General features: G+C 37.0%; 22 protein-coding genes, 5 tRNA genes, 1 other RNA gene and 1 pseudogene. 6 read left to right on the forward strand and 23 right to left on the reverse strand.

Annotated features, from left to right (window positions below):
• The first annotated feature begins 7 nt into the window (after nucleotides 1-7).
• Nucleotides 8-1,876 carry a BglG family transcription antiterminator gene (locus tag TSYNT_RS08195; RefSeq protein ID WP_059033020.1) on the forward strand — a complete coding sequence of 623 codons (1,869 nt, stop codon included), beginning with the start codon at nucleotides 8-10 and terminating at the stop codon, nucleotides 1,874-1,876.
• A 36-nt stretch (nucleotides 1,877-1,912) separates the two neighbouring features.
• Here TSYNT_RS08195 and TSYNT_RS08200 read toward each other — a convergent pair whose 3' ends face one another.
• The 8 genes from TSYNT_RS08200 to TSYNT_RS08235 all read right to left on the reverse strand — a co-directional run bounded on the left by TSYNT_RS08200 (nucleotide 1,913) and on the right by TSYNT_RS08235 (nucleotide 9,059).
• Nucleotides 1,913-2,224, reverse strand: coding sequence for a PTS sugar transporter subunit IIA (locus tag TSYNT_RS08200; RefSeq protein ID WP_238142666.1), 312 nt, complete (start codon nucleotides 2,222-2,224; stop codon nucleotides 1,913-1,915).
• 40 nt (nucleotides 2,225-2,264) lie between these two features.
• A complete protein-coding gene (locus TSYNT_RS08205) occupies nucleotides 2,265-3,227 on the reverse strand; it encodes a glycosylasparaginase (RefSeq protein ID WP_059033022.1) in 963 nt (320 codons plus the stop codon).
• A gap of 34 nt (nucleotides 3,228-3,261) precedes the next feature.
• Nucleotides 3,262-4,386 (reverse strand): Sapep family Mn(2+)-dependent dipeptidase, encoded by a 1,125-nt coding sequence (locus TSYNT_RS08210; protein WP_059033023.1) that lies wholly within the window; start codon nucleotides 4,384-4,386, stop codon nucleotides 3,262-3,264.
• A 66-nt stretch (nucleotides 4,387-4,452) separates the two neighbouring features.
• Complete coding sequence (locus TSYNT_RS08215) at nucleotides 4,453-4,974, reverse strand: GrdB-related putative oxidoreductase (RefSeq protein ID WP_059033024.1); 522 nt, start codon at nucleotides 4,972-4,974, stop codon at nucleotides 4,453-4,455.
• A gap of 62 nt (nucleotides 4,975-5,036) precedes the next feature.
• Nucleotides 5,037-6,383 (reverse strand): PTS sugar transporter subunit IIC, encoded by a 1,347-nt coding sequence (locus TSYNT_RS08220; RefSeq protein ID WP_059033025.1) that lies wholly within the window; start codon nucleotides 6,381-6,383, stop codon nucleotides 5,037-5,039.
• A 2-nt stretch (nucleotides 6,384-6,385) separates the two neighbouring features.
• A complete protein-coding gene (locus TSYNT_RS08225; protein WP_059033026.1) occupies nucleotides 6,386-6,718 on the reverse strand; it encodes a PTS sugar transporter subunit IIB in 333 nt (110 codons plus the stop codon).
• A 63-nt stretch (nucleotides 6,719-6,781) separates the two neighbouring features.
• Nucleotides 6,782-7,252: a PTS sugar transporter subunit IIA gene (locus TSYNT_RS08230; RefSeq protein ID WP_059033238.1), complete on the reverse strand. Its 471-nt coding sequence runs from the start codon at nucleotides 7,250-7,252 to the stop codon at nucleotides 6,782-6,784.
• Nucleotides 7,242-9,059, reverse strand: coding sequence for a BglG family transcription antiterminator (locus TSYNT_RS08235; protein ID WP_059033027.1), 1,818 nt, complete (start codon nucleotides 9,057-9,059; stop codon nucleotides 7,242-7,244). Before TSYNT_RS08235 ends, TSYNT_RS08230 begins: the two co-directional genes overlap by 11 nt.
• 203 nt (nucleotides 9,060-9,262) lie before the next feature.
• On the opposite strand from TSYNT_RS08235, the gene queD reads away from it, so the two are divergent.
• The 4 genes from queD to folK are packed head-to-tail and all read left to right on the forward strand — an operon-like array spanning nucleotide 9,263 to nucleotide 12,051.
• Complete coding sequence (gene queD / locus TSYNT_RS08240; RefSeq protein WP_059033028.1) at nucleotides 9,263-9,619, forward strand: 6-carboxytetrahydropterin synthase QueD; 357 nt, start codon at nucleotides 9,263-9,265, stop codon at nucleotides 9,617-9,619.
• Complete coding sequence (folE2, locus tag TSYNT_RS08245; RefSeq protein ID WP_059033029.1) at nucleotides 9,564-10,394, forward strand: GTP cyclohydrolase FolE2; 831 nt, start codon at nucleotides 9,564-9,566, stop codon at nucleotides 10,392-10,394. The genes queD and folE2 overlap by 56 nt, the downstream gene beginning before the upstream one ends.
• A 17-nt stretch (nucleotides 10,395-10,411) precedes the next feature.
• Nucleotides 10,412-11,602, forward strand: coding sequence for a dihydropteroate synthase (gene folP, locus TSYNT_RS08250; RefSeq protein ID WP_083497716.1), 1,191 nt, complete (start codon nucleotides 10,412-10,414; stop codon nucleotides 11,600-11,602).
• Nucleotides 11,590-12,051: a 2-amino-4-hydroxy-6-hydroxymethyldihydropteridine diphosphokinase gene (gene folK / locus TSYNT_RS08255; protein ID WP_059033030.1), complete on the forward strand. Its 462-nt coding sequence runs from the start codon at nucleotides 11,590-11,592 to the stop codon at nucleotides 12,049-12,051. The genes folP and folK overlap by 13 nt, the downstream gene beginning before the upstream one ends.
• A gap of 25 nt (nucleotides 12,052-12,076) precedes the next feature.
• On the opposite strand, the gene TSYNT_RS08260 is transcribed toward folK, so the two are convergent.
• The 4 genes from TSYNT_RS08260 to tsaA all read right to left on the reverse strand — a co-directional run bounded on the left by TSYNT_RS08260 (nucleotide 12,077) and on the right by tsaA (nucleotide 15,652).
• On the reverse strand, nucleotides 12,077-12,553 hold the full coding sequence (locus TSYNT_RS08260) for a VanZ family protein (protein ID WP_059033031.1): 477 nt from the start codon (nucleotides 12,551-12,553) through the stop codon (nucleotides 12,077-12,079).
• 286 nt (nucleotides 12,554-12,839) lie between these two features.
• Nucleotides 12,840-14,690: a M56 family metallopeptidase gene (locus tag TSYNT_RS08265; protein WP_202859762.1), complete on the reverse strand. Its 1,851-nt coding sequence runs from the start codon at nucleotides 14,688-14,690 to the stop codon at nucleotides 12,840-12,842.
• Nucleotides 14,687-15,046 (reverse strand): BlaI/MecI/CopY family transcriptional regulator, encoded by a 360-nt coding sequence (locus tag TSYNT_RS08270; RefSeq protein ID WP_059033032.1) that lies wholly within the window; start codon nucleotides 15,044-15,046, stop codon nucleotides 14,687-14,689. Before TSYNT_RS08270 ends, TSYNT_RS08265 begins: the two co-directional genes overlap by 4 nt.
• 171 nt (nucleotides 15,047-15,217) lie before the next feature.
• Entirely contained in the window at nucleotides 15,218-15,652 is a 435-nt protein-coding gene (gene tsaA / locus TSYNT_RS08275; protein WP_059033033.1) for a tRNA (N6-threonylcarbamoyladenosine(37)-N6)-methyltransferase TrmO, read from the reverse strand.
• Between the two features lie 218 nt (nucleotides 15,653-15,870).
• Between tsaA and TSYNT_RS08280 the strand changes: the two genes are divergently transcribed.
• The gene (locus TSYNT_RS08280; protein WP_059033034.1) at nucleotides 15,871-17,217 is read left to right on the forward strand and encodes an acetyl-CoA hydrolase/transferase family protein; all 1,347 of its coding nucleotides are present in this window, start codon (nucleotides 15,871-15,873) and stop codon (nucleotides 17,215-17,217) included.
• A gap of 229 nt (nucleotides 17,218-17,446) precedes the next feature.
• Here TSYNT_RS08280 and TSYNT_RS08285 read toward each other — a convergent pair.
• From TSYNT_RS08285 to TSYNT_RS08335, 11 genes and pseudogenes are all read right to left on the reverse strand, one after another.
• Nucleotides 17,447-17,979: pseudogene (locus tag TSYNT_RS08285) on the reverse strand (DUF2703 domain-containing protein).
• A 975-nt stretch (nucleotides 17,980-18,954) separates the two neighbouring features.
• On the reverse strand, nucleotides 18,955-19,554 hold the full coding sequence (recR, locus tag TSYNT_RS08290; RefSeq protein WP_059033035.1) for a recombination mediator RecR: 600 nt from the start codon (nucleotides 19,552-19,554) through the stop codon (nucleotides 18,955-18,957).
• Nucleotides 19,555-19,565: 11 nt separating this feature from the next.
• Nucleotides 19,566-19,877, reverse strand: a complete 312-nt coding sequence (locus TSYNT_RS08295) for a YbaB/EbfC family nucleoid-associated protein (protein WP_059033244.1) — start codon at nucleotides 19,875-19,877, stop codon at nucleotides 19,566-19,568.
• A 35-nt stretch (nucleotides 19,878-19,912) separates the two neighbouring features.
• On the reverse strand, nucleotides 19,913-21,649 hold the full coding sequence (dnaX, locus tag TSYNT_RS08300; protein ID WP_059033036.1) for a DNA polymerase III subunit gamma/tau: 1,737 nt from the start codon (nucleotides 21,647-21,649) through the stop codon (nucleotides 19,913-19,915).
• Nucleotides 21,650-21,712: 63 nt separating this feature from the next.
• An RNA gene (ffs, locus tag TSYNT_RS08305) (signal recognition particle sRNA large type) lies at nucleotides 21,713-21,977 on the reverse strand.
• A gap of 133 nt (nucleotides 21,978-22,110) precedes the next feature.
• A tRNA-Ser gene (locus tag TSYNT_RS08310) sits at nucleotides 22,111-22,205 on the reverse strand.
• A 66-nt stretch (nucleotides 22,206-22,271) separates the two neighbouring features.
• A tRNA-Ser gene (locus TSYNT_RS08315) sits at nucleotides 22,272-22,362 on the reverse strand.
• Between the two features lie 44 nt (nucleotides 22,363-22,406).
• Nucleotides 22,407-22,877, reverse strand: coding sequence for a tRNA adenosine(34) deaminase TadA (gene tadA / locus TSYNT_RS08320; RefSeq protein WP_059033037.1), 471 nt, complete (start codon nucleotides 22,875-22,877; stop codon nucleotides 22,407-22,409).
• Between the two features lie 31 nt (nucleotides 22,878-22,908).
• Nucleotides 22,909-22,985, reverse strand: a tRNA-Arg gene (locus TSYNT_RS08325).
• Nucleotides 22,986-23,002: 17 nt separating this feature from the next.
• Nucleotides 23,003-23,079, reverse strand: a tRNA-Arg gene (locus TSYNT_RS08330).
• A 7-nt stretch (nucleotides 23,080-23,086) separates the two neighbouring features.
• Nucleotides 23,087-23,181 (reverse strand) — tRNA-Ser (locus TSYNT_RS08335).
• Between the last annotated feature and the right edge of the window lie 37 nt (nucleotides 23,182-23,218).

Here is a 23,218-nt window from a genome sequence, read left to right on the forward strand (position 1 = left end):
GATTCAAATGACTCTTACGGAAAGAGAAAAGAATCTATTGATTCTGTTATTGCAGCATGAAAGGTTGATATGCTCAGTTATTGCAGATCTTTTACAGGTATCTGAAAAAACTGTCAGAAATGATATTAAGAAAATCAACGCAAATTTTGGCAAGAAGCTTGTTCTTTCGTCTAGGAATGGATATTTTATAAATCCCGAGTACCGCAGTTTGCTTACAGAAGAGGTTGCAGTCCTTCCTTTTCAAAAAGAGAAAAACTTAAAGGAGATACTTCACTACTTATTTATAAACAATGGCTCTCTTTTTGATGATGTAGCAGATAAATTTTATATCTCCTCGTCAACTCTCCAACAGCGGCTAACTGATATAAATGATATGATTAAAAGTTATTCTGTGAAATTTATTAGAAAAGATGCAAAAATATTTATCGAGGGCAGCGAGAAAGACAGACAACGGCTTCTTGCAATGTTAATCCAAGAGGAAATAAACAACAACTTCGACACAATTAATGACCTGGAAAAGTTTTTCCCGAATATTGATGTTACATCCTTCAGGAGAGAAGTCTATCACATCATCGAAGAGGCAAATTACTATGTACCGGAATTTTACGAGTCCAATTTATTAATTAATTTACTATCCATATTCACTTTCGACGCTAATTATCAAAATCAAAAATCTTATACCGGCAAATTAAGCAAAGATATAGAAAAGATTGCTTATAATATTGCTGACAAATTTGGCAGAAAAGACCTTCAAACTCCTATTCAAAACTCGTTGACAGGCGTTATAAAACGAAAAAAACTGTTGGCTTCTTATGATAATTTAGACGAAAAGTTTGTAAACAAGATTAAAGATATTATTTTGGATGTATTTGAAAGAAATAAGCTTAAAGTTGATTTAAAACAATTTATAAATGTTTTTTCTCTTCATATATATCAACTAATCTTGCGCTGCAGGCAGGATAAGTACATTCCTCCCCAAGCTATGTTGTCTATAAAAGATAGTTGTTTTTTTATATATGATATAGCAGTGCAAATTGCTGATAAATTATCTTCTGTCTTTCAAATTGCAATACCTGAATTTGAAATTTCTCTAATCGCGATTCATATAGGCTTTGCAATAGAAGAGGCTACAAAACCCAAAGCAGAAAATTTGCATCTAAATATAGCCGTCTTTTTTGAAAATTATACCGTCATCGAAGAGAACTTTTTAAAAAATATAAACAAGCTAATCCCTCGCCATTCTAATTGCTTCATAGTGCGCAACGCAAAAGAACTATATGAATTAAAAAACTTTGATCTTCTCATCACTACAAAAAATATCGATGAGCTTCTTCCATACACTATATGCAAAATAAGCCCTTTTATAAATGAAAACGACATTGCGAAAATAAAAGAGGCAATGAGTAAAATTATCAAAGAAAAAGAATTCGGCCACTTGACCGAGATGCTCTCTTATTATTTTAGTTCCGATCTCTTCCTCTACACTACTAAGATAAAAAATAGAGAAGAAGCTTTTAAGGTTATGACAAAAATTATGAAGGAAAAGGGCATAATCGATGAAAGGTTCATAACTTCATTGTATGAAAGAGAGGCGCTTTCATCTACAGGTTTTATGAATAGCTTTGCCCTCCCTCACTCCTTAGAATACAATGCAGTTTGTTCTAAAATATTCGCATTAGTAAATCCGGAATCCATAAAATGGGGAGATGCTCAAGTAAAAATTGTATTTTTGATAGCAATAAGCAGGAAAGATAGGGAAAAAGTAAAACCGCTCTTTGATTTTTTAACTGATATTATGATTGACGAGCAAAAAATTTATAATTTAAGTAAAGCAATGAACTTTGAAAATTTTATGCAGATCTTGCTGACAAAATAAAGGTACAAATAAAAAATAAGGGAATTAAGTCTTCCCTTATTTTTTATCATCTCCCAGATACTTTTTATGAACTAATAACATCTCATTCGTAATATCTCTTAACAGTTCTGTCGACATCATTTGGTCTTCGGCATGCATCAATAAAAGAGATAACTCAATTGGCTCTTGGGTTTCCTGCTGCAGCAACTTTGCATGTATTTCATGGGCTTTTAATAGGCTTTCGTCTGCATTTTCAATAAGTTTTTCTGCCGCTTTAAAGTCTTCATCCCTGGCAGCTTTTAAAGCTTTAAACAGAAATGATTTCGCATCTCCAACATTACTTATTATTTGAAAATTTAATAATTCCATACCTTCCATATATCCACCGTCTTTCTATATCTGTTTTAAATTATTCTTTTAATTTTAAAGGAGCTGTTCTTGTCTTCATGTAATTATTCATCCATTCTTCTGTAGCAACTTGATAAATCGTTTTATTGTTTTCAACTGAGCACGTATAAACAGTTGGAGGCAATTTTTCGGTAGCTACTACAAAAGAGAACCCTTCAATATTTGTAGCAGCGCCAAACTCTCCTTTATTGTTGAGGCAAACTACGGATATATCTCCCGCCTTTTGTCTTCTGCTTACAAGCAGATTAGTAAGTTCGAAGACGGCCTTATCTGCCGCCTCTTGAGGAGTATAGCCCTCCTTCATCAACCTGACTATTTCATAAGAGATACAGCCTTTCATTATATCTTCTCCCAGGCCTGTGGCAGTGGCCCCTCCTATCCTGCTGTCTACATAGAAACCCGAGCCTGATAAAGGAGAATCCCCCACCCTTCCTCTTTTCTTCATAAAAAGGCCGCTTGTAGATGTGCCGCTGGCCATAGAATTATCTAAATCAAGAGCAACCATTCCTACAGTGTCGTGGCCGTCGTAGGGGCTCAGTCCTTTATCTATCGTTTCTTTTAATCTGTTTTTATAATGAATAACGGCTCTTTCGGTAAGCATGTTCATCCTTTCGAATCCATTTTTATGAGCATATTCCTCTGCGCCGTATCCTACCAAAAATGAATTAAATCTTTCTTCGCTTAACTTTCTGGCTATACTAATGGGATTCTTAAAATCTTTTATCGCCGCAACAGCCCCGATAGACAGGCTGTCGCCATCCATATATGCTGCATCGAGTTCAACTTCTCCGTTTTCATTGGGCAGACCGCCGTATCCAACAGATTTATAGTAAGGGAAATCTTCTACCATCTTTATAGCTGTTTCAATGGCATCTCCTGAACTTCCTCCGCCGGAAAGCAGCTTTGCTGATTTTTCAATACCTTCTAAGGCCATTCTCCAGGTGCCTATAATCGCCCAACTCATACCATCGCCTCCGCATCTCTTCATTGTATTTCACCTATTTTGCTAAGTTATATATAGCCTGAGCAAATATCTTGCTGTTTAATATTATATCCTCTATATCCATATACTCATTTGGATTATGTGAAATTCCTTTCTGTCCAGGGAAAGAAGGTCCGAAAGGCACAATGTTAGGCATTATTTTTGCATAAGTTCCCCCTGTAGTTGTAACAGGCGTCCCATCTAATTTTGTAACCTCTTCATATGCCTTTTGCAGTGATTTAATCAAAAAAGAATTCTTGTCGAATTTAACCGGATTATAGTTTAAAAGAAGATTTAATTTTATGTTTTTCGAGAGCTTTGATTTTATTCTTTTTATTATTTCATCGATGCTTACAATCGCCGGATAGCTTAAGCTAAGATTAAACAGAAATTTGGAATCCTCGATATGAATATTATGGCCTCTCATCTCCATAACGCCAAATTCCTCATCGCTAAAATCAATACCCAATCTGTCCCCATTGCTTTTACCGGATAGAATATAATCGTTTAAAAAGCTAAAAAGTTCATCGGCGGCGCTTTTATAGTTTTTGTCATCATAATCTATTTCAAATTGGATATTTGCCCTTCCTCTTTCTCCATAGACAACAGGATATTTGCAATCCGGGGTAAAACCCATTATGGGAGGTTTCTCTTTTTTTAAATAATATCTAACATCATCAAATCCGCTTTCTTCATCGGTGCCGAATACAATTCTGACTGGTTTACTCAATTTTAGCCGACATTCTTTAATGGCGTATAAAGCATACAGCGCAGCTAAAATAGGTCCTTTGTTATCTAATACGCCTCTGCCGTATATTTTCCCATCTTCAATGTGTCCGCTAAAAGGAGGAAACTTCCATCCTTCTCCTGCCGGCACTACATCTAGATGCCCTACAACCCCTATATATTCCTTGCCATCTCCGTACTGAGCATATCCAATGTAATTATCTAGATTATTTGTTTTAAAGCCTAAATTCTCTGCTATATCCAATGTCACAAATAGAGCTTTTTTTATCTCGTTTCCAAAGGGAGCATTATCCTTTGGTTCATCTTTGATGCTGGGTATATTGACCACTTCTATTATAGACTTTAATAATTCTTCCTTATGTTCATCAATTTTATTATTTAAATCCTGTTCCATTTTTAAGTCTCCATCGTAAAAGTTGAGATATGAGGTAGCCTTTGCAGAGCTACCTCATAAATATCTTCAATAGCATATTTTCTTTGCCAGTTCCTCTATGTCCTTTTTATCAAACATTTTTCGTGCTAATACGCAGATATTATTTAATGATTCACTTAATCCTATGCCTCCCTTTTTGGGCATCTTAACAATATGCAGCGCATCCTTGTATTCTGAAATAATATCTTCGTTTTCCTTTGACATAGCGGCTACAACCGGTATATCTGTTTTGTCTTTTAAGTTTTTACCAATAACGGCACACATATATGCATATCCTTTGTAGTTATACGCAGGTCCGCAGATAACTACATCAGGATTTATTTTTTTCACCATAGCAGTCATTTTTTTAGTTACTACTTCTTCGTTTTCTTTAAAATAATCATTGCCGCAATACAAGCAAGCTACGATTTCACCATCTACATTTTTAAGATGAGGCTCGATCATGGGAGCCGAACCTATTGATCCTTTTTTACCTCCCGGAGGAAGATCCGATCTTTCCTTGCCTCCCATTCCTGCTTGTATTTGGTCAAATATCATCAAAACCTTCATATTAACCTTTTAACCTCCAGTTTACTGCCGTCGCCGGCAACTGACCTTATCGTATCGCAATCTTAAATATCATCTAAAGATAAATCGTCAAACGAAATATCCTCTAACTCATCTTCTTCGCTCTGATTCTCTTCGTCTTTTAGGTAACTCTTATCGAGTATCTTTATGAACGGGTAATATACGAAGCAGCCTAAAATCAGTAATAGAACTTGGAATGCCGATGCTTTTAAACTGCCTGTCGACAAATATCCCGAAAAGCCCAAGGGTGTTGTCCACGGCAGCGAAACACCATTAGTATAAGGCAAAAATCCTGTTTCAAAGGCTATTGCCGATAAAATTGTATTCATCAAAGGTACCCCTATAAAAGGTATAATCATTACAGGATTTAGCACGATTGGCAAACCAAATATAATAGGTTCATTAATTCCAAAAATACCCGGTACAATCGACAATTTTCCTAATTGTTTAATCCTTTCTGATTTACAAACTGTCACCATAAGAATAACCAAAGAAAGGGTGCTTCCGCCGCCTCCAAATGTTTGAAAGAGATCAACAAATTGCCCTGTGTATATATGAGGTAATGGCAGTCCCGCTTCAAAAGCTGCTAAGTTTTCCATTGATAAAGTTCTAAATATTGGCGAAAAAACTGAATTTGCCACTGCAGGTCCGTTTATTCCAAAGAACCAGAAAACAGAGCATGATACAACATATACAATTTGTGCTCCTAAACTGTTCCCAACTCCCATTAGCGGAGCTTGCAGCACAGTATATATGAAATTATGCGCAGATTCATATGGAGTAAGCTCAAACCCGATTCTTACCAAGAAAAATACAAACATTACTAGAAAACTTGGTATTAAAGCTGCAAATGAATCAAAAACAGCAGGCGGTACTCCATGGGGAAGTTTTATAGTCCAGCCCTTTTTGTATCCCCAGTTGAATATTCGAACTGATAAAATCGAAACGAGCATTGCCAAAAATATTCCATTTGTTCCTATATAGGAGAAGCCTATAGCCCTTACAAAAGATGGCCCTTCTACGCCTTCATATGGAATTGCCGTAGGCATTAAGATTATAAAAGATACCAGTGAAACAATTGCTCCTTGTATTTTGTCTGCTCCTATTTCTCTAGCATAAGCATATCCTATGCCCACTACTGTTAATATTGATATGATATCAAAAGTCGCTCGTGCAACGTTAGAAAAGTATGATTCCCAACCTACTCCAAATATTTTTGCCCAAAACTCTGACCAGCCCGGCACTGGAAAGTTTGCAAATAATATAAACATAGAACCGACAATGATTACCGGAGTGGAAATTAGAAATCCATCACGTATAGCAACTAAAATCTTGTTTTTGCCCAGCATATCCGCAATAGGCATTAGAGCTTTTTCTAGCTTATTAAGCATTGTTATTCTCCCCTCTTTTTATGATTTTTCATAAGTAATATTGCTTTCTTTAAAACTCTCTCTCCATCCATCATCCCATAATCAGCGGAATCAATAACTCCAACCGGAACATTATAGTTTTCTAACCTTTTTTTGGTATCATCGAATAAATGGCTGACTTGAGGACCCAGCAAAATACAATCGGGATTCTTTTCTTCCATAATTTTTTCTAAAGTTTTAATTGAATGAGCCTTTACTTCTAGGGGTAAATTGTGTTTTTCCCCTATATCTTGCATCCTTTTAGCAAGCATGCTTGTGCTCATTCCTTGATCGCAAAATAGATAAATCTTTTTCATTTATATTCACCTCTATCATTGTTTTAATCATATTAATTGCAATTATTGGTGGTCTTTTTGTGCTTAAAACTTGGATTTAGTATGTGCATAATTGCAAATCAGTCGGGCTATTTCTTTCTTTGTATCAGCATCTAACAACTTCTTTACGGCTTCTACATCTCCTAATGAAGAAAACAGCTGTCCTATCATCTTCAATCCTTGCCCCATTTCATCGCCTTCGGGAATAACAAACATAATAATAAGCTTCACTAAATTTCCTTTTTCATCCCAAACAATAGAATCCTTTGTTTTTAAGACAACTGCCGCTGTTCTAACTACATGTTTGGACCAGCCGTGAGGAATCGCCAAATAATCTCCTGCAAAGGTGAAACCTCTACTTTCTCTTTCGTATATATCTTTTAAAAAACCTGGTTTATCCGAAACAGCTCCCAGCTCTACCAGTAATTCCGCAAGTTTATCTATGGCTTCTTCCTTGGAACTTACATTACAGTCTATAAGAATATTGTCCTCAGTGATTAAACCTTTATTTTTCATATTGCCCATCCTTATTCAATCCTTCTCTTATCAAAAGTCTTATAAGATTTGATAAATAAGTATAATTAGAATAGTTGATGGCAATTATATATCTTTCTGCGCCTTTTTTCTTGATTGAATATCTCTTAACCGAGTTTTCTTTTTCCGCCTTAAGGTATAAATAGATATTGTCTTTGATACGGATTAGCCCATCTTCAATAAATAAGCTTTTAATCTCCCCTATCTCCTTTGTTTCATCGATAAACTTTAAAGAAATGTCTTCACACTCTAAGGAAGAAGATTTTCTCTTATTTTCTAGTATATTCTCTATATAAATTTTTACATTTTCTTTATCTATCTCATTCAAAAAAGCCGATACCATTAAATAAGGTTTATTTATATCCAAATCTACTGTGGAAATTATCAAATCTACTTTTTCTAAATCTGCATTGTTAATCGCATTAGATGAAATTATCCCTGAAATTTCGATATTGCTGAAGGTCTTTGCCAATCTTGTAGCCAATAATCTGCTGGTGCCATAGCCGCTATGGCATATTACTACTGTTCGTACCTTTATGGCACTGGCCATTTTTTCATTTTCGGAAATAAAATAGGATAGAATATATGCCACTTCATGATCGTTTATCATATTTACTCCGTATCTGTTGCAGAGTAAAAAGCAGCCAACTTTTACTATAAAAAATTCTTCTTTAAATTCTCTTAAGAAATCATCCAATAAAGGATTTGTAATTTGAATATTGTATTTTGCCCTGTTGAGCATAGGTCTTACATGCAGCAATAATTTATCGTATAAATCAAGGCTTAGATCGTAATTGACATTTAGCATTTGAGATATAATGCTTATTAAATCCTTGGTAAAATATACATAAGATAAATCAGATTCTTTAATGCATTTTTTATCATCTTCAAAACTTAGTCCGACAGATATTAGATATTTATACACATAAACAATTTCTTGTTTGTTAATCTTGATATCAAATTTCTTTTCTATTTCCTTGATCAAATATACGGCAGCGTCATACAGTCTTTCGTTTATTGCTAGCGTTGAATTATTGTAATCTGGATTATCTTCAATATAATTTCCATTGATTATCCTATTAGTCATAATAGCTAAATGGCTCAGCAGATTGGTGTAATAGGGTTCATAGATTACCAGCTTCAATTCATTTTCTAGGTGGTTTAGCAGCTCTTCGAAAAAGGAGAGAGATTCATCGCTTAAAATAGTATTAATTTCGGCGATATTAAGTTCCTTGTGTCGAATATTTTGATATTCGGATATATAGCTAGGATTGATTTTGGCATACTCTTGAATAGTCGAAACCAAGGCTTTTCTAATGTTTATTTCGCTGCCAATTATTCTGGTTCCCTTCAAGGTTTTTGAAAGCTGCAAGTTGTACCTATCTAATCTTTTTTGAACCTCTTTTAAATCGTTATTAATGGAGGTCCTGCTGACCATATATTTATCTGAAAGTTTCTGTATTGTGGTGTACTTGTTTGTATTTATAAGTAGATTTAACAGGATTTCGGTTCTTCTGTCTTCTACAGCCTTATCGCCGTCAAGAAGTGATATATCATTCAATATTTCGTTTAGTTTATCTAGTTGAGGCAAGGCATAGCATAACTTAATTCCCCTGCCTTGTTTCCTCTCTATTTTGACACCGATGGGATTTATTATTTCCTCAATATCATCAAGGTCCTTTGATATTGTTTTCACCGATGTCCCAAATATATTAGAAAAATATCTTATTGGCTGATAATCATCTTGAATTATTAGTTTTTTTAGTAAATCTACTTGTCGTTTATTCATAATTCAATAATCCTCTCTAATTAAGATTATATATGTATATATTCTTCGAATCTATTACATATGACTTCCTTAACGATAAGTAAAATATGTTCAGTGAAAACCTAAAACCTAACGAGTTTGGGATTTCTCCTAATAAAATTTATATTAACATGTTATAATAGAGTCAAATTATCTCAAGAATACCATAAGCTAGGAGGGAATCAATGATTTTAACAAGAATATTCAAGTTTGATGCAGCTCATAACCTTGTAGAATATCATGGAAAATGTGAAAGGCTCCATGGACATACTTATAAGCTTGTAGTTAAATTAGAGGGCAAGCCGGGAAAAGAAGATATGATTATGGATTTTTCTGAGCTAAAACGCATTGTTGAATCCACAATATTGCAGCAGCTAGACCACTCCTATCTGAATGACTTTATAAAACAACCTTCTGCAGAAAACATCTCAAGATGGATTTGGGACAGACTATATAATGAATTATCCAGAGAAAACTGCCGACTTTATGAAATCCAGGTTTGGGAAACTGAAAATTGTGGAGTCACATACAGGGGTGAATGATTTGTTAAAAGATATCCAAAGCCAAGTAGATACTCGAGGCATTTCGCTAAATAGAGTAGGTATCAAAAACATTGATTGGCCTTTGAAGGTATATGACCAGACAAACGGATTTCAAAATACCGTTGCCAATATCAGCCTATCTGTAGCATTAAAGCATGATATAAAAGGAACTCATATGAGTAGATTTGTAGAAGTCTTAAATAATATAGATATACTGAATCCTCAAGTTATTTTGAGCATCTTAAGCAGAATACAAACAAAGCTTGATGCCGAAAGCAGTTTTTTTGAATGTAAATTCCCATATTTTATCTGGAAAGAATCACCGGTAAGTAAGAATATATCGCCTCTTAAAATTGAAGCAACAATATCGGGTGAGAAAAACCGCGATAAAACTGAAATAATCATCGGAGTTGTGGTTCCTGTGCAGACTCTTTGCCCATGTTCTAAGGCTATTAGCAGTGTCGGCGCTCACAACCAACGGGCAAATGTTAAAATTCTGGTGAAAACCAAAAAGAAAATTTGGTTTGAACATTTAGCAGCAATTGCAGAAATGTCAGCATCAAGCCCGGTTTATTCCTTATTAAAGCGTGAAGATGAAAAATATGTAACCGAAGCAGCCTATAATACGCCAAAATTTGTGGAGGATGTGGCAAGAGATGCAGCTCTTTTGCTGGAAAAAGAAGAAGGGCTCAAATGCTACAGAGTAGAAGTAGAAAGCCATGAAAGCATTCACAACCACGAAGCCTTTGCTTGGGTTGAAAAAGCATTAAGTTGAAAGGAGATAGCTCTGACATGATATTAGAAATATCTCAAGAATATCTGGAAAATGAAATGAAAAAAGTCAATGCGCATCCCGCATCTTTTAAAATATTTAAAGATAAGTCCCGGATAATTCCTCTGAAACTCTTTGATATACCTGCGCCCGGAGCAAATATCATAAAGCAAGAAATGCTTTCATCAGGCGGTGACGCCGCAGTTCACAAAAATGCAGTAGATTGCAGTGTAGAAACCTCAGATGTAATCCTTTTAGGCACTAAAAAACACTACAATATCCTGATGGAAAAACTTCAAAAGATGCCTTATTTCAAACTGAATAATGTTTGCGGTGAGCTTAAAGAATTTTTTTCAGCCAAAAAGACAAATTCTATAAAATCTCCCTGGGGCAGAACTTTAAGTTTCGATAAGACTCGCGTTATGGGCATAATAAATGTCACCTCAGATTCCTTTTACCCTGGTTCTCGAAAGCAGAGCATACAAGAAATATTAGATACTGCCCAGGATATGATACAATCGGGCGCAGATGTTGTGGACATTGGCGGAATGTCAACCAGACCCGGCTCTGACCCTATCAGCGAGGAAGAAGAAACAAAAAGGGTTGTTATGGCTATAAAAGCTATCAGGGAAAATTATCACGATGTAATGATTTCCGTAGATACCTATAGGTCAAATGTAGCGGAAAAAGCTTTAGAGGCAGGCGCTGATATAATAAATGATGTAAGCGGATTTAGTTTTGACCAAAGACTGATAGAGGTAGCAGCTAAAAGCAATGCCCCATATATCCTTATGCACATAAAAGGCACTCCTAAAAATATGCAGGAAAATCCTGCATATGATGACCTTATAAAAGAAATCGCACAGTATTTTGTCGAAAAGATTAACTATGCAATAAGTTTCAACATGAATGAAAACAATATAATTCTAGACCCGGGACTGGGCTTTGGAAAAACTTACGAAGATAACATGGAGATAATGGACAGAGTTTGTGAACTTCAAAGTCTTCACAGGCCTTTACTTATTGCTGCATCAAGAAAATCTTTTATCGGTAAGGCACTGGGTTTAAAATCTCCCGAGAATAGGCTGGAAGGCACTCTTGCTATTACCGCACTTTGCGCCTATCACGATGTGGATATGGTGCGAGTGCACGATGTAAGAGAAAACGTCAGGATTATTGAAATGGTGGAGGCGATAAAGTGCCGCAGGTAATAATAGCCTTTGGAAGCAATATGGGCAATAAAGAGCAAAACATTAAAACGGCTTTGGAGAAAATGAAGGCTCGCGGACTTAATATAATAAAGGTTTCAACTATAATAGAGACAGAACCATACGGCTATGAAGATCAAGATACTTTTTTAAACGGAGCATGCATTGCAGATACAAATCTTTCTCCTCAAGAAGTTTTAAAAGAGCTGCTTTCTATTGAGCAAGAGATGGGGAGAGTGCGAAAAATCCACTGGGGACCGAGAAATATAGATCTTGACATCATCTTCTATGAAAATATTATAGTTGATGAAGACAACCTTAAAATCCCCCACCCCGATGCCCATAACCGCTCTTTTGTCTTAGGTCCTGTATGTGAAATATCTCCATCTTTTTTGCACCCAATATATAACAAATCCGTAAAACAACTTTATGAAGAACTGAAGGAAAAATAGCTTTTGCTTTGCGCTTTTTATTAAGTTAATGCTTGATTAGTCTATAAAATGCGTATCCGAGTATCGCCCCAAGCATATTAAGCAATATATCGTCCACATCAAAAATTCCCAAATTAAATAACAATTGGGCAGTTTCCATGGCAAGGCTTACAAAAAATGAAGCTGTGACGACAGATTTGAGGCTGTGTATTTTTCTCTTTAAGATTACGGGAAGTAAAAAACCAAGAGGCGCGAATATAGCTATATTCCCTAATAAATTTTCAGCGGAAACTCTAAGATTTTTGCTTATAACCATGAACCTAAAGATGGTTTTTGTTGGTATAAAGTTTGCGCTTTCAAGCCTTACAGCTAAGGGAGGTATTTCGCCGGCTTTTAAAGCGGATATGGCAATATTTATAGGATATTTGAACAAAATTACTTTTATCAAAAAGATAAAATATATGCAAAATAAGATTCGAATTCCGATTTTCATTTTTCTATTTTCAGTCACTGTATAGTTCATTTCGTTTCACCTATAAGCTTTAAATATTTTTGTCGCCTATTTAAATATACAAAAATCCCACGTATAAATCAAACACTATCTTGTAAAATATACAGGTCTTTTCTATGTCCAAATAATTTTCCTGCAAAAGTATAAAAAGCCTGAGTGCCATATTTGTAAAGGCATTCAGGCTTTACATTCAATCATAAAGCTTATTGTAAAGCACCGCATTTTATTTCACTTGAAAGTTTGCTATGAAGTAGTGCATTTCTATTTTAATCAGAAACTTACTGCAGGGCATTATATTTTATTGGTTTTTCTCAAGCAGTTCCCTTACAGCCGTTTTCAGGCTGCCTTCTTCTACCGCAGTTCCTGTCATAACTATTCCGATAAATTCAATGCTATCATCATCTCGAGATACTACAAGCAAAGGGCTTCCCATACTGCTGGTTTCCTTGAGCCAGCCGTCATCATCTACGTCCATGCCTCCTGCCAAAACTACTTTACTTAAGTCTTCCGGAAGCAGGCGATATTCCAATGCATATACGTCGATGGTTTTATCTGTTAAGTCGTCAAAGCTTTCTATGCGTTCTAAACGCGTTATTTTGCTGTCAATAATTTTAACTTCCGGATTTTCTTCATAATATGCAATATCTTTGTTTATTACTTCCCATGCAAAAGCAACAATTTGTTCTGACTTATCGACTTTATCTGTTTCATACATTTTAAGCGGTCCATCTGCTCCGCCAATTGTGGTAATAGAACTATTTTTGTTCTCGTTGATAAAACTTTCTTCTATCTTGTCCCCTATTTTCAAAAGCTGTGCAAATGTTTTTTTATCTAAAGAAAATTCTCGTACATCTTTCCCTACCATAGCATCTGCTTGATCTTTAGTATATTGAATCAGATAATCATTTTGGCCGTCAGTCAAATTAAAATTGATATAATCCACGTTACCTATGAGTGAAAACATGATAATGGCATTTTTCTCAAAAGGTGTCTGATTTATAGCGCCGGTATATTTATTCCTCGTCTTAGCATCGGTATTCAAATGCACTGTAATACCGTAAGGAACATTTTCTGTGTGAAGTTCAAAGTAGCTATAGTTTACATTTTCAGGGAAATCCAGCAGAGAAATAATATTGCCGACCTTTGACGCATCTCCTACATAATCCGTCTTATATTCTAAGAATTTTTCAGCTGAAGCTAAATATTCTATTTTGTCCGAAGGATTTGCCGCAAGTGCCATTGATATTGCTACAACTAAAATGCAAGCAGGGCATATAGCCCAAAGCGCCGGCTTTTTGTAGTTTATTATATTTTTTATTCGAGTTTTGATATTGCTTTCGCCAAAGGCAAGCGGAGCTAAAAGACCTGACTGCTTCATCGAAAGTGAAAGCAGTGAGCGAGAGTAACTAACACGTATATCTTCTTTTGACTGTCTGATTACTTCTTCATCACAAGACATCTCCATATCTTTTGACATAAGAAAATAGCTAATCCATACAATAGGGTTAAACCAATGCAAAACTACAGTAAAGAAGGCTATGGGCTTTATAACATAATCCCTTCTCTTTATATGTATCTGCTCATGTTTTAAAATATAGTCCAATTCTTTTTGTTCAAGCCCTGTGGGAATATAGATTCTCGGTCGCATAAGCCCAAGGACAAAAGGAGTATGAATTTGATCAGTTTCAAAGATATTGTCTTTATAAAAAGTTGCAGTAGAAATACGATTTCTGAGTTTAAGATAGGATATAGTGCTGTGGCACAAAATTATCGCAATCCCTAATATCCAGACAGCTGCAGCAATTTTTACTGCTGTATCTATCAAGTTCGCATTTGATGAGGTATTTACTGCTGTTAAAGTCGATTCCAATGTTTGCTTTACAGCACTGCCTGCACCATATTGTTCGGATAGTGCATTTGGATTTGCAAGTGTATCAACGTTATAAAACATAAGGTTTTGGCCGGGCAAAAGACTTAGGGCGCTTTCAAAAGATACGGGACATATGAGGCGAAACCATACCACTGCCCAAAGTGCATAAGAAAAAATCTTTGGTGATTTTCTAAGCAGCATACGGGCGAAAATTATGATTAAAGCTGCAAAGCTTGCAGTAATACTCATATTTAGTACAGTAATAAAAAGTTTGCTCACTTTGTCGCCTCCTCAATCATCTTTTGTATCTCTTTGGCTTCTTTTTCGGAAAGCTTTTTATCTTGTAAAAAAGCCGCCAGAAATGCAGGAAGTGAACCGTTAAATTTGTCCTCTAGCAATGCTTCGCTTTCATATTTTTGAACATCTTTCCGTTTTAATAAAGCAGTAACTGTGGCATTTTCGTTTTTCAAAATATCTCGCTGGGCAAGTTTTCTTATCATCGTATAAGTTGTAGATTTTTTCCAACCTAACTTTTGTCTGCATATCTTGGTAAGCTCTGTGGAATTTATAGGTTCATGCTCCCAAACAATATCCATAAGTTTATACTCTGCGTCAAAAAGTTTCAATTTGCTCATAAGCAAATCCTCCTCAATTGGTTTACTGTAGTAAATCTTTATAGGTATAGTTTATTCCAATAAACCAATGTTGTCAAGAGGTTGTTTTTTTTCTTTATTCTTTAGAGTATATAAAATGTATCTTGAATGGCGGCTCAATTAATTCATTTACCTTTTTCAGTATAAAAATTGCTAAGATAAGAAATCTTTTGGCGGAGCTATATCTTTAGGACACAATTCTTTGCTATATGGCTTAATATCAAGCACAGGAGTGCCATCTAGCATATCTACTCCTTCAAAAATCAGTCGGTTATTTTCTTTTTTAATAAACCGGACAATAGACATTCCAATACCGTTTGGACGGTTAGGAGATCTTGTAGAAAACACGCCCATAATTTTATTGCTTTTAGCAGAAAGTGTCGTTAGTTTATAGCCTTCGGATTTGTGAAAATAGAATAATATGATACCGTATTCCCCTTCTTTAATATCGGCTATGCCTTCTTTGTATTCCTCCAATATCTCAATAGCAGCTGTTGTTCCTTCTGATGGTGTACCTTGTTTGGGAGCAGCAGTCTTGTCTTTATAAGGCGATCGAATATAACCAATAGGTTTCATTAAAATCTCCATTGATTTCCTCCTTGCTCAACATATTGACTTTATAACTGCAACGATATCTGAAACTTCTTTCGAATATATTATAAACCTTTTATGGTCATATTAGAAACTGCTGCATATCAGTTTAACTAATCAGGTATATTATAATCGATAATGGACGTTTTTATGGTATTATTGTAATATATTTATAATATCTATCATCATAGAAAACTACGGAGGCGAATAATCCATTGCCTAATCAAACTCTTTATCAGACTCAGTATAAATCCAAACTGGTTGATGCAGCAGAGGCGGTAAAAGTGGTCAAAAGCGGGGATTGGGTGGATTATGATTTTGCTCATCTTCACCCTAGGGAATTGGATAAGGCCCTGGCTGCCCGCAAAGATGAACTGACTGATGTAAAAATACGCGGCATGCTTTCTCTTTGGCAGCCGGAAGTAGTCAAGATTGACCCGGAGCGAAAGCATTTTATTTATAATTCTTGGCACTTTAGCGGTATCGATCGTAAAATGCACGACCAGGGACTTTGCGACTACATTCCAATGATTTACCGCAACAAGCCTCTATTTTATCGCAATGAACTTACAGTTGATGTAGCAATGATTCAGGTTGCTCCTATGGACAACCATGGATTTTTTAATTTTTCTCTGATCAACTCTGCGACTAGGTCTATTGTGGAAAAAGCCAAAACAGTGATTGTCGAAGTAAATCCTCGTCTGCCCCGATGTCTTGGCGGATGGCAGGAAAATGTGCATATTTCTGAAGTGGATTACATAGTAGAGGGGCCCGGTGAGCCACCTGTGGCAATTCCAGCTGCCTTGCCAACACAACAGGAAATAAAAATTGCACATCTTGTAGTAAGTCAGCTTACAGACGGTTCCAATCTTCAGTTCGGCATCGGCGGTCTGCCAAATGCCATCGGAACAATGTTAGCTGATTCCGATCTAAAAAACCTGGGATGTCATACAGAGATGTTAGTTGACGCATACTATTATTTGGATATGGCCGGAAAGCTTACAAATAAGAACAAAAAATTTTTAAAAGGCAAAACGGTTTGGTCCTTTTGCGTGGGCAGTAAAGAGCTTTATGACTGGGTAGACGACAACCCGGCATTGGCTTCTTTTCCGGTAGACTACACTAACGATCCTACTGTAATTGCCGCAAATGACAACGCAGTATCTATTAACAGCGCCATAGAAGTAGATTTGTTTGGTCAAATATCAGGAGAATCTTCCGGATTAAGACAAATCAGTGGTACAGGCGGTCAACTCGATTTCGTTACCGGTGCTTTTCAGTCCAGGGGAGGAAAAGCTTTCATTTGCCTTCCTTCCACATACAAGGATAAGGATGGCAATGTTCACTCTAGGATTGTGCCCGTTCTACCTCTTGGAGGAGCCGTCACTACCCCACGTAGTCAAGCACATTACATAGTAACAGAATACGGAATTGCCAACCTTGCCGGACGCACCACTTGGGAGAGAGCCGAGGCCCTAATCTCAATCGCCCACCCTAAATTCAGGGACGGGCTAATCAAAGAAGCAGAAAAGATGAAAATTTGGCGGCGCAGCAACAAATAATATAGTTAGTTCTTCAGCCCTCTAGCCGCCTTAGAGAAAATCCTTGTGTATGTTAGCGTGAAAGCAGGGGGCCGGTCTCAGAATACCAGACATGTATGTCTAACGGAAAATAGCCTAAGGAGCTTAGTATAATTTCACGATGTCGTTAAAAAGTGCTATAAATGCACTCTGTCTCTTAGAGGCAGAAAGCCCTAAGAGACAGATATCTTCCGGTAATATAAATATATATTTAGATTGCATTTTTGTTTGATTCAAAAAATCTTCTTAAATTTTCCGGCAATTGATACGGTTCTTTATTAGCCTCGCTATCAGGCATTTTTTCGGTGTTGCCATATATTTCGCGTAGGATAGCATCAATAATCATAGCTTTCGGAGGAACATTGTATTCCTTCCCTTTATATACCCATACTCGACAATCCACCTCATTACCGCATAAATCTCCACATGGCTCACATAAAGATTCTTTGAAATCCATTTGTATATCTCTTCCATTTACTCGTAAGTTGGTGAAGTAACAAATCTATATTGTATTGCTTTTTCCTTACTATTGATATGAATCTTATTTACAACTATTTCTATTCCTGCTGACTCAAGCACTTTTGCTACGTCTGCAATAGCTTCTTCTAAACCTTCGCCGGTCCCCTGGCATCGATTACAGATATTTAAATCTAAATATAGAAAATCAATGATTATTTTATTTTCCCCTTCAACGCGATTGTTTTCTGTGCTTCCGCAGCATCCTGTGTTACATTTGCAGTCCATGAATGTTCCCTCCTCTAAATAAGTCTATAGTGAACTACTCACCACTTACTCATTCATTCGTTGAAGTGGGAGCTTCTTGGTCAATAGCAGTAGCCTGCCAAGTTTACCCAAGCTCTAAGGGTAGTCCCTACCCCAATAATAATTCTTAGCTATGGTTTGGCTATCACCATAGTTGTTAGTAATTCATGCGGTAGCGCACCTCCTGTTAATTTATTTTTGAAGCATATTTTCCCATCCTTTAAAATCATCACAAGAAAACCCACTTTTCCTGTATTTATCTAGCACCTCTAAATCTTTTTTATATATTTTTAGTTTTATAGTTTGATTCATGGATATCTCCTTATACTATTTTAACATTTTCTGCAACCTGTTTCCTATATTCATATAAATAATACAACTTTATTTTCTTTTTTATGGGATTTTCCAAAGGGAGAAAGTTTAATGAAAAACCTAATAAAAAACCATAGTTTCAAGGCATTCCTTATACCTTTTCACTATGGTCTTCTAATAGTTATGTAACCCAAATAAACTTCTTTCCCTTTTCAAATAAAGTCCTTTTATAGACAGCCCTCAAACCCTTGAAAATACTGGCTTGTTATTCCCTTCCAATTTCCCATTTAATTCCTTTTTCCTTATTCCTTACTTCCTAAAGTCCTTTCATTCCTCAATTTTTAGGGCAAAAAATGAAAATAAAGTGCTTTTAGGATTGAGGGTTAAGGGGGAAGGGTTAAGGAGAGATTTTACCCATTTTTCATTCCATTTTCTTTTCCATTCAATCTTCTAATCCATTGATTTTTCTGGCTTTTAGCCTTATTCCTTGTTCCTTATCCCTTAAAACTAATACATAAAAAAACATGGCCTACAGGGCTTTTCTTCTCCCTAATAAACCATGTTTTTTGAAAGAACTTTATTTGATTTACAAAGAAAATTTGCAAAATGAAAGGAGTTTATTTGATGGAGACAATAGTGCTTTATTTATTCCATTTCCTGTCTGCCTTCTAAGGCTTTGGTCAGTGTAACTTCGTCTGCATATTCTAGGTCCCCGCCAACCGGTATTCCGTGAGCTATACGGGTTACTTTTACTTGTAAGGTTTTCAAAAGTCTTGCAAGATACATCGCCGTGGCTTCGCCCTCCACGTTTGGATTTGTGGCAATAATAATTTCTTTTACTTCTGGAGTTATCCTGGAAAGAAGTTCTTTGATTTTAATGTCGTCAGGGCCTATGCCTTCTAGAGGCGATATGGCGCCATGGAGGACATGATAAACCCCTTTGTAGTCTCTGGTCTTTTCAATGGCAACTACATCCTTTGGATCTTCTACAACCATTATAATGCTCTTGTCTCTATAAGGAGATTGGCATATGCTGCATGGATCTGTATCAGTAAAATTGCCGCAAATCGAGCAATAAATAATGGAATTTTTTGCCTGTATAATGGCGTCTGTAAGATTTTCTACGCGCTCTTTTGGCATCTTTAAAAGATAAAAGGCTAAGCGCTGGGCAGTTTTGGGACCTATGCCCGGCAATCTGGAAAGTTCACTAATGAGGCGATCCAGCGGTTCTGCATAATAAGCCATTTAACCGCCACCTAAAAGAGTCCCGGCATATTTAGCCCGCCGGTAAGTTTTCCCATTTCTTCAGCCACCATATCTTCAGCTTTTTGAAGTGCTTCATTGGTTGCTGCCATTATTAAATCTTGCAGCATTTCTACATCATCCGGGTCAACTACTTCCGGACTTATGTCGATACTTACAATTTGTTTTTTTCCGCTGGCAACTACCTTTACCACTCCGCCTCCTGCAGTAGCTTCAACCGTCTTCTCCTGAAGTTCTTCCTGAAGTTTTGCCATATCCTGCTGCATCTTCTGAACCTGTTTCATGATTTTATTCATATTTCCCATGTTTTTCAAATTATATTCCCCCTCAAATTTTCTGCTTAGTCTTCAAATGTGACATTGTCTTCACCAAAAAAATCTATAACTTGCTGACTGTATTCCTCATCAGATATTTCTTTCTTGTCTTTCTTAATTTTATCTGGTTCAAAATTTTTGATATCAGAAGGCGCATCTTCGCCCTTTTGCACGAAACCTTTAACTGTTATGTCTATGTTTGCAATCTCTTTTATCATTTCTTCAATGGTATGCTTTTCGGCAAGAATCATCTCTTCATAAACTGCGTCACCCTCATTTATAAAATAAAGTTTCTTGTTTTCGATCTTTGCCGGCTTTATTTCTCCTGCTTTAATAACTGAAATAAGTTTCATTTTTCCTTTGCCGGTCAGGGTTTTTAAGATATTGGGCCAGGATTTTTGAATGGTTTGCAATACTTCTTTATCATCAGTTTCATCTTTGTCAAGAGGTTTAACCTTTTTTTCAGGCTTTTTGGGCTCATCAGCTTTTATAGGTTCCGCCTTGGAAGATAAATCGGCTACATTTACACTATCGGTAACATTTTTTATATCTGAAACAGGTTCTTTTATTACATGGCTGCCTGTATTAGTCATTACATTTTCAAGCCTTGCCTCAAGGGCTGCAACCTTTTTTTCCAATTCTTGGACCCTTGCAATGTGCCCCTCTTCTTTTTTCCAAAGGGCCGGAAGTACAAGTTTAGCCAGTGCAGCCTCTACTATAATCCTTGGCTGAGATGACCATTTAATCTCGCTTTCGGCATCGTTTAATATATCTATAATTGAAAGTATTTTTTCCTTGGTATACTCCTTTGAAATCTCTTTAAGCCTTGCGTAGTCTTCGTCGGTTGCATCTACAAGACTTCTATCTGCATCTATGGAAACCATAAGAAGGTCTCTAAAATGTTTTAGGAGTCCTTCTGTAAATCTAAAAATATCTTTGCCTTTTTTTGATATATCATCGACTGCATTGAGCATTGCAGAGATATCGGCCTTTACTGCTGCATTTGAAATCCCATAAAATACTTCGTTTCCAACAGCTCCAAGCAAATCCAAAACGTCTTGATATGTTATTTCTCCTTTTCCGAAAGCCGCTGCCTTGTCAAGAAGGCTTAACGCATCTCTTACTGAGCCTTGGGAGTAAGCTGCAATTTGGGATAATGCTCTTTTCTCCACTTTTATATCTAAGTCATCTGTAACCTTCTCTAATTGACCTATAATCTCGTTTACAGAAACTCGTGTAAAGTCAAATCTCATACAGCGAGATAAAATTGTAGATGGAAGTTTATCGGGTTCTGTTGTGGCAAGAATGAATATAACATAGTCAGGTGGTTCTTCTAATGTCTTTAAAAGCGCGTTAAATGCTTCGGTTGTAAGCATATGTACTTCATCGATAATGTAGACTTTATATCGCCCTTGAGAAGGAGCAAAATTCACTTTTTCTTTTAGATCTCGAATATCGTCAATACCGCGGTTTGATGCTGCGTCCATTTCTATTACATCAATCATGCTGCCATTTGATATGGCTCGGCATGTATCGCATTCATTGCATGGATTTTCAGCAGGGCCTTTTTCGCAATTTAGGGCTTTTGCAAAAACTCGCGCAGTACTTGTCTTGCCGGTTCCTCTCATTCCACAGAAAAGGTAGGCATGAGCAATTTTCCCCGTCTTTAGTTGGTTTTTTAAAGTTGTAACAATGGCTTTTTGCCCTACAATTTCGTCAAAAGTTTGGGGGCGGTATTTGCGATAAAGGGCCACATATGACATTAAGAATCTCTCCCACTTATTTTTAAAGCCGCCGATTATAAACCGGCGGCTAAAACTTATATGCCGTGCACCCTCCGTCGATCTGACCCTCCGAGCGTTACGATGGCAGTTAGCTCCAATCAGGCTCCCCCGCGGCACATGAAAGGGCTTCCTTACCGCTGCTTCCTCCCGGACCTGACGGGGTTCGAAAGTTTTCATTGCGCAGGACCCGATTATCGTCACCACTTACCAAAGTCAGTCCTCACAGGGAAAAGACCTCTGGAGGGAATTCGACCCCACTATAGCGGATTGTGGGTACAGGGCACCGCTACCTCCCCGCCTAGCACGGCAAAACTTATAACCAATTGTTAAGTAGTAATTGTATTTTACTATACTTTACACCTTAAATCAAGGATCAAAAAAGCTGTTACACTCAGCGATCTAAACGCCCTTTGGTATAACAGCTGCTTTTAACATTTAAATGGCGGAGAGAGAGGGATTCGAACCCTCGAACCGCGTTTTAGCACGGTTACGCGATTTCCAGTCGCGCGCCTTCGACCAGCTCAGCCATCTCTCCACGTTGATTTTGGAATTGCTGTCTACTTACTTTTTTATAATATATTCACTTGGCAAATTTACTAAATGGCGGAGAGAGTGAGATTCGAACTCACGGGACGGGGCTGCCGTCCACTCGCTTTCGAGGCGAGCGCCTTCAACCTCTCGGCCATCTCTCCTCAAATAAAAGTAAATGCCAGGTTTTGCTAGCTTTATAGTTCAACTATTTCCGTTTGTCTTGAAAAAATTTCTTCAGAATATCGCCGCATTTATCGGCCAGCACATCGCCTGTTACTTCAGGCTGATGGTTGAATCTTTCATCTGAAAGAATATTAATCAAGCTTCCACAAGCTCCGCCTTTCGGATCCTTTGCACCAAAAACTACTTTTTTGAGCCTTGATAATATTGCAGCTCCGGCACACATAGGACAGGGTTCCAAAGTAACATATAAGGTGCAATCTGTCAAGCGCCAACTGCCTACAGTCTTGCATGCTTGCCGAATTGCCAGAATCTCTGCGTGTGCTGTAGCATCTTGCAGGGTTTCTCTTAAGTTATGAGCTCGCGAGATAATTTCGTTGTCTTTTACAATTACTGCGCCAATCGGCACTTCATCTAACTCGGCAGCTTTTTCTGCTTCTTTAATTGCTTCTTGCATAAAAAAAACATCATCTTGGCAGTGCTTAGAAAAAGACATGTTCAAAATCCCTAAACTTCATAGATATTTATGGTGCGCCCGGGAGGACTCGAACCCCCGGCACGCGGTTTAGGAAACCGCTGCTCTTTCCTCCTGAGCTACGGGCGCAATTAAGGTCAATATAATGGTGCGCCTGGCAGGAGTCGAACCCGCAGCCTTCTGATCCGTAGTCAGACGCTCTATCCAGTTGAGCTACAGGCGCATGCAAATGGCGGAGAGAGAGGGATTCGAACCCTCGATACGGATTTTAGTCCGTATAATCGCTTAGCAGGCGACCGCCTTCGACCTACTCGGCCATCTCTCCATTACAAAAGCCCGGCATCTTACGGCTTTTGTTTTTG

The sequence above is a fragment of the Tepidanaerobacter syntrophicus genome, from assembly GCF_001485475.2.
GTDB lineage: Bacteria > Bacillota > Thermosediminibacteria > Thermosediminibacterales > Tepidanaerobacteraceae > Tepidanaerobacter > Tepidanaerobacter syntrophicus.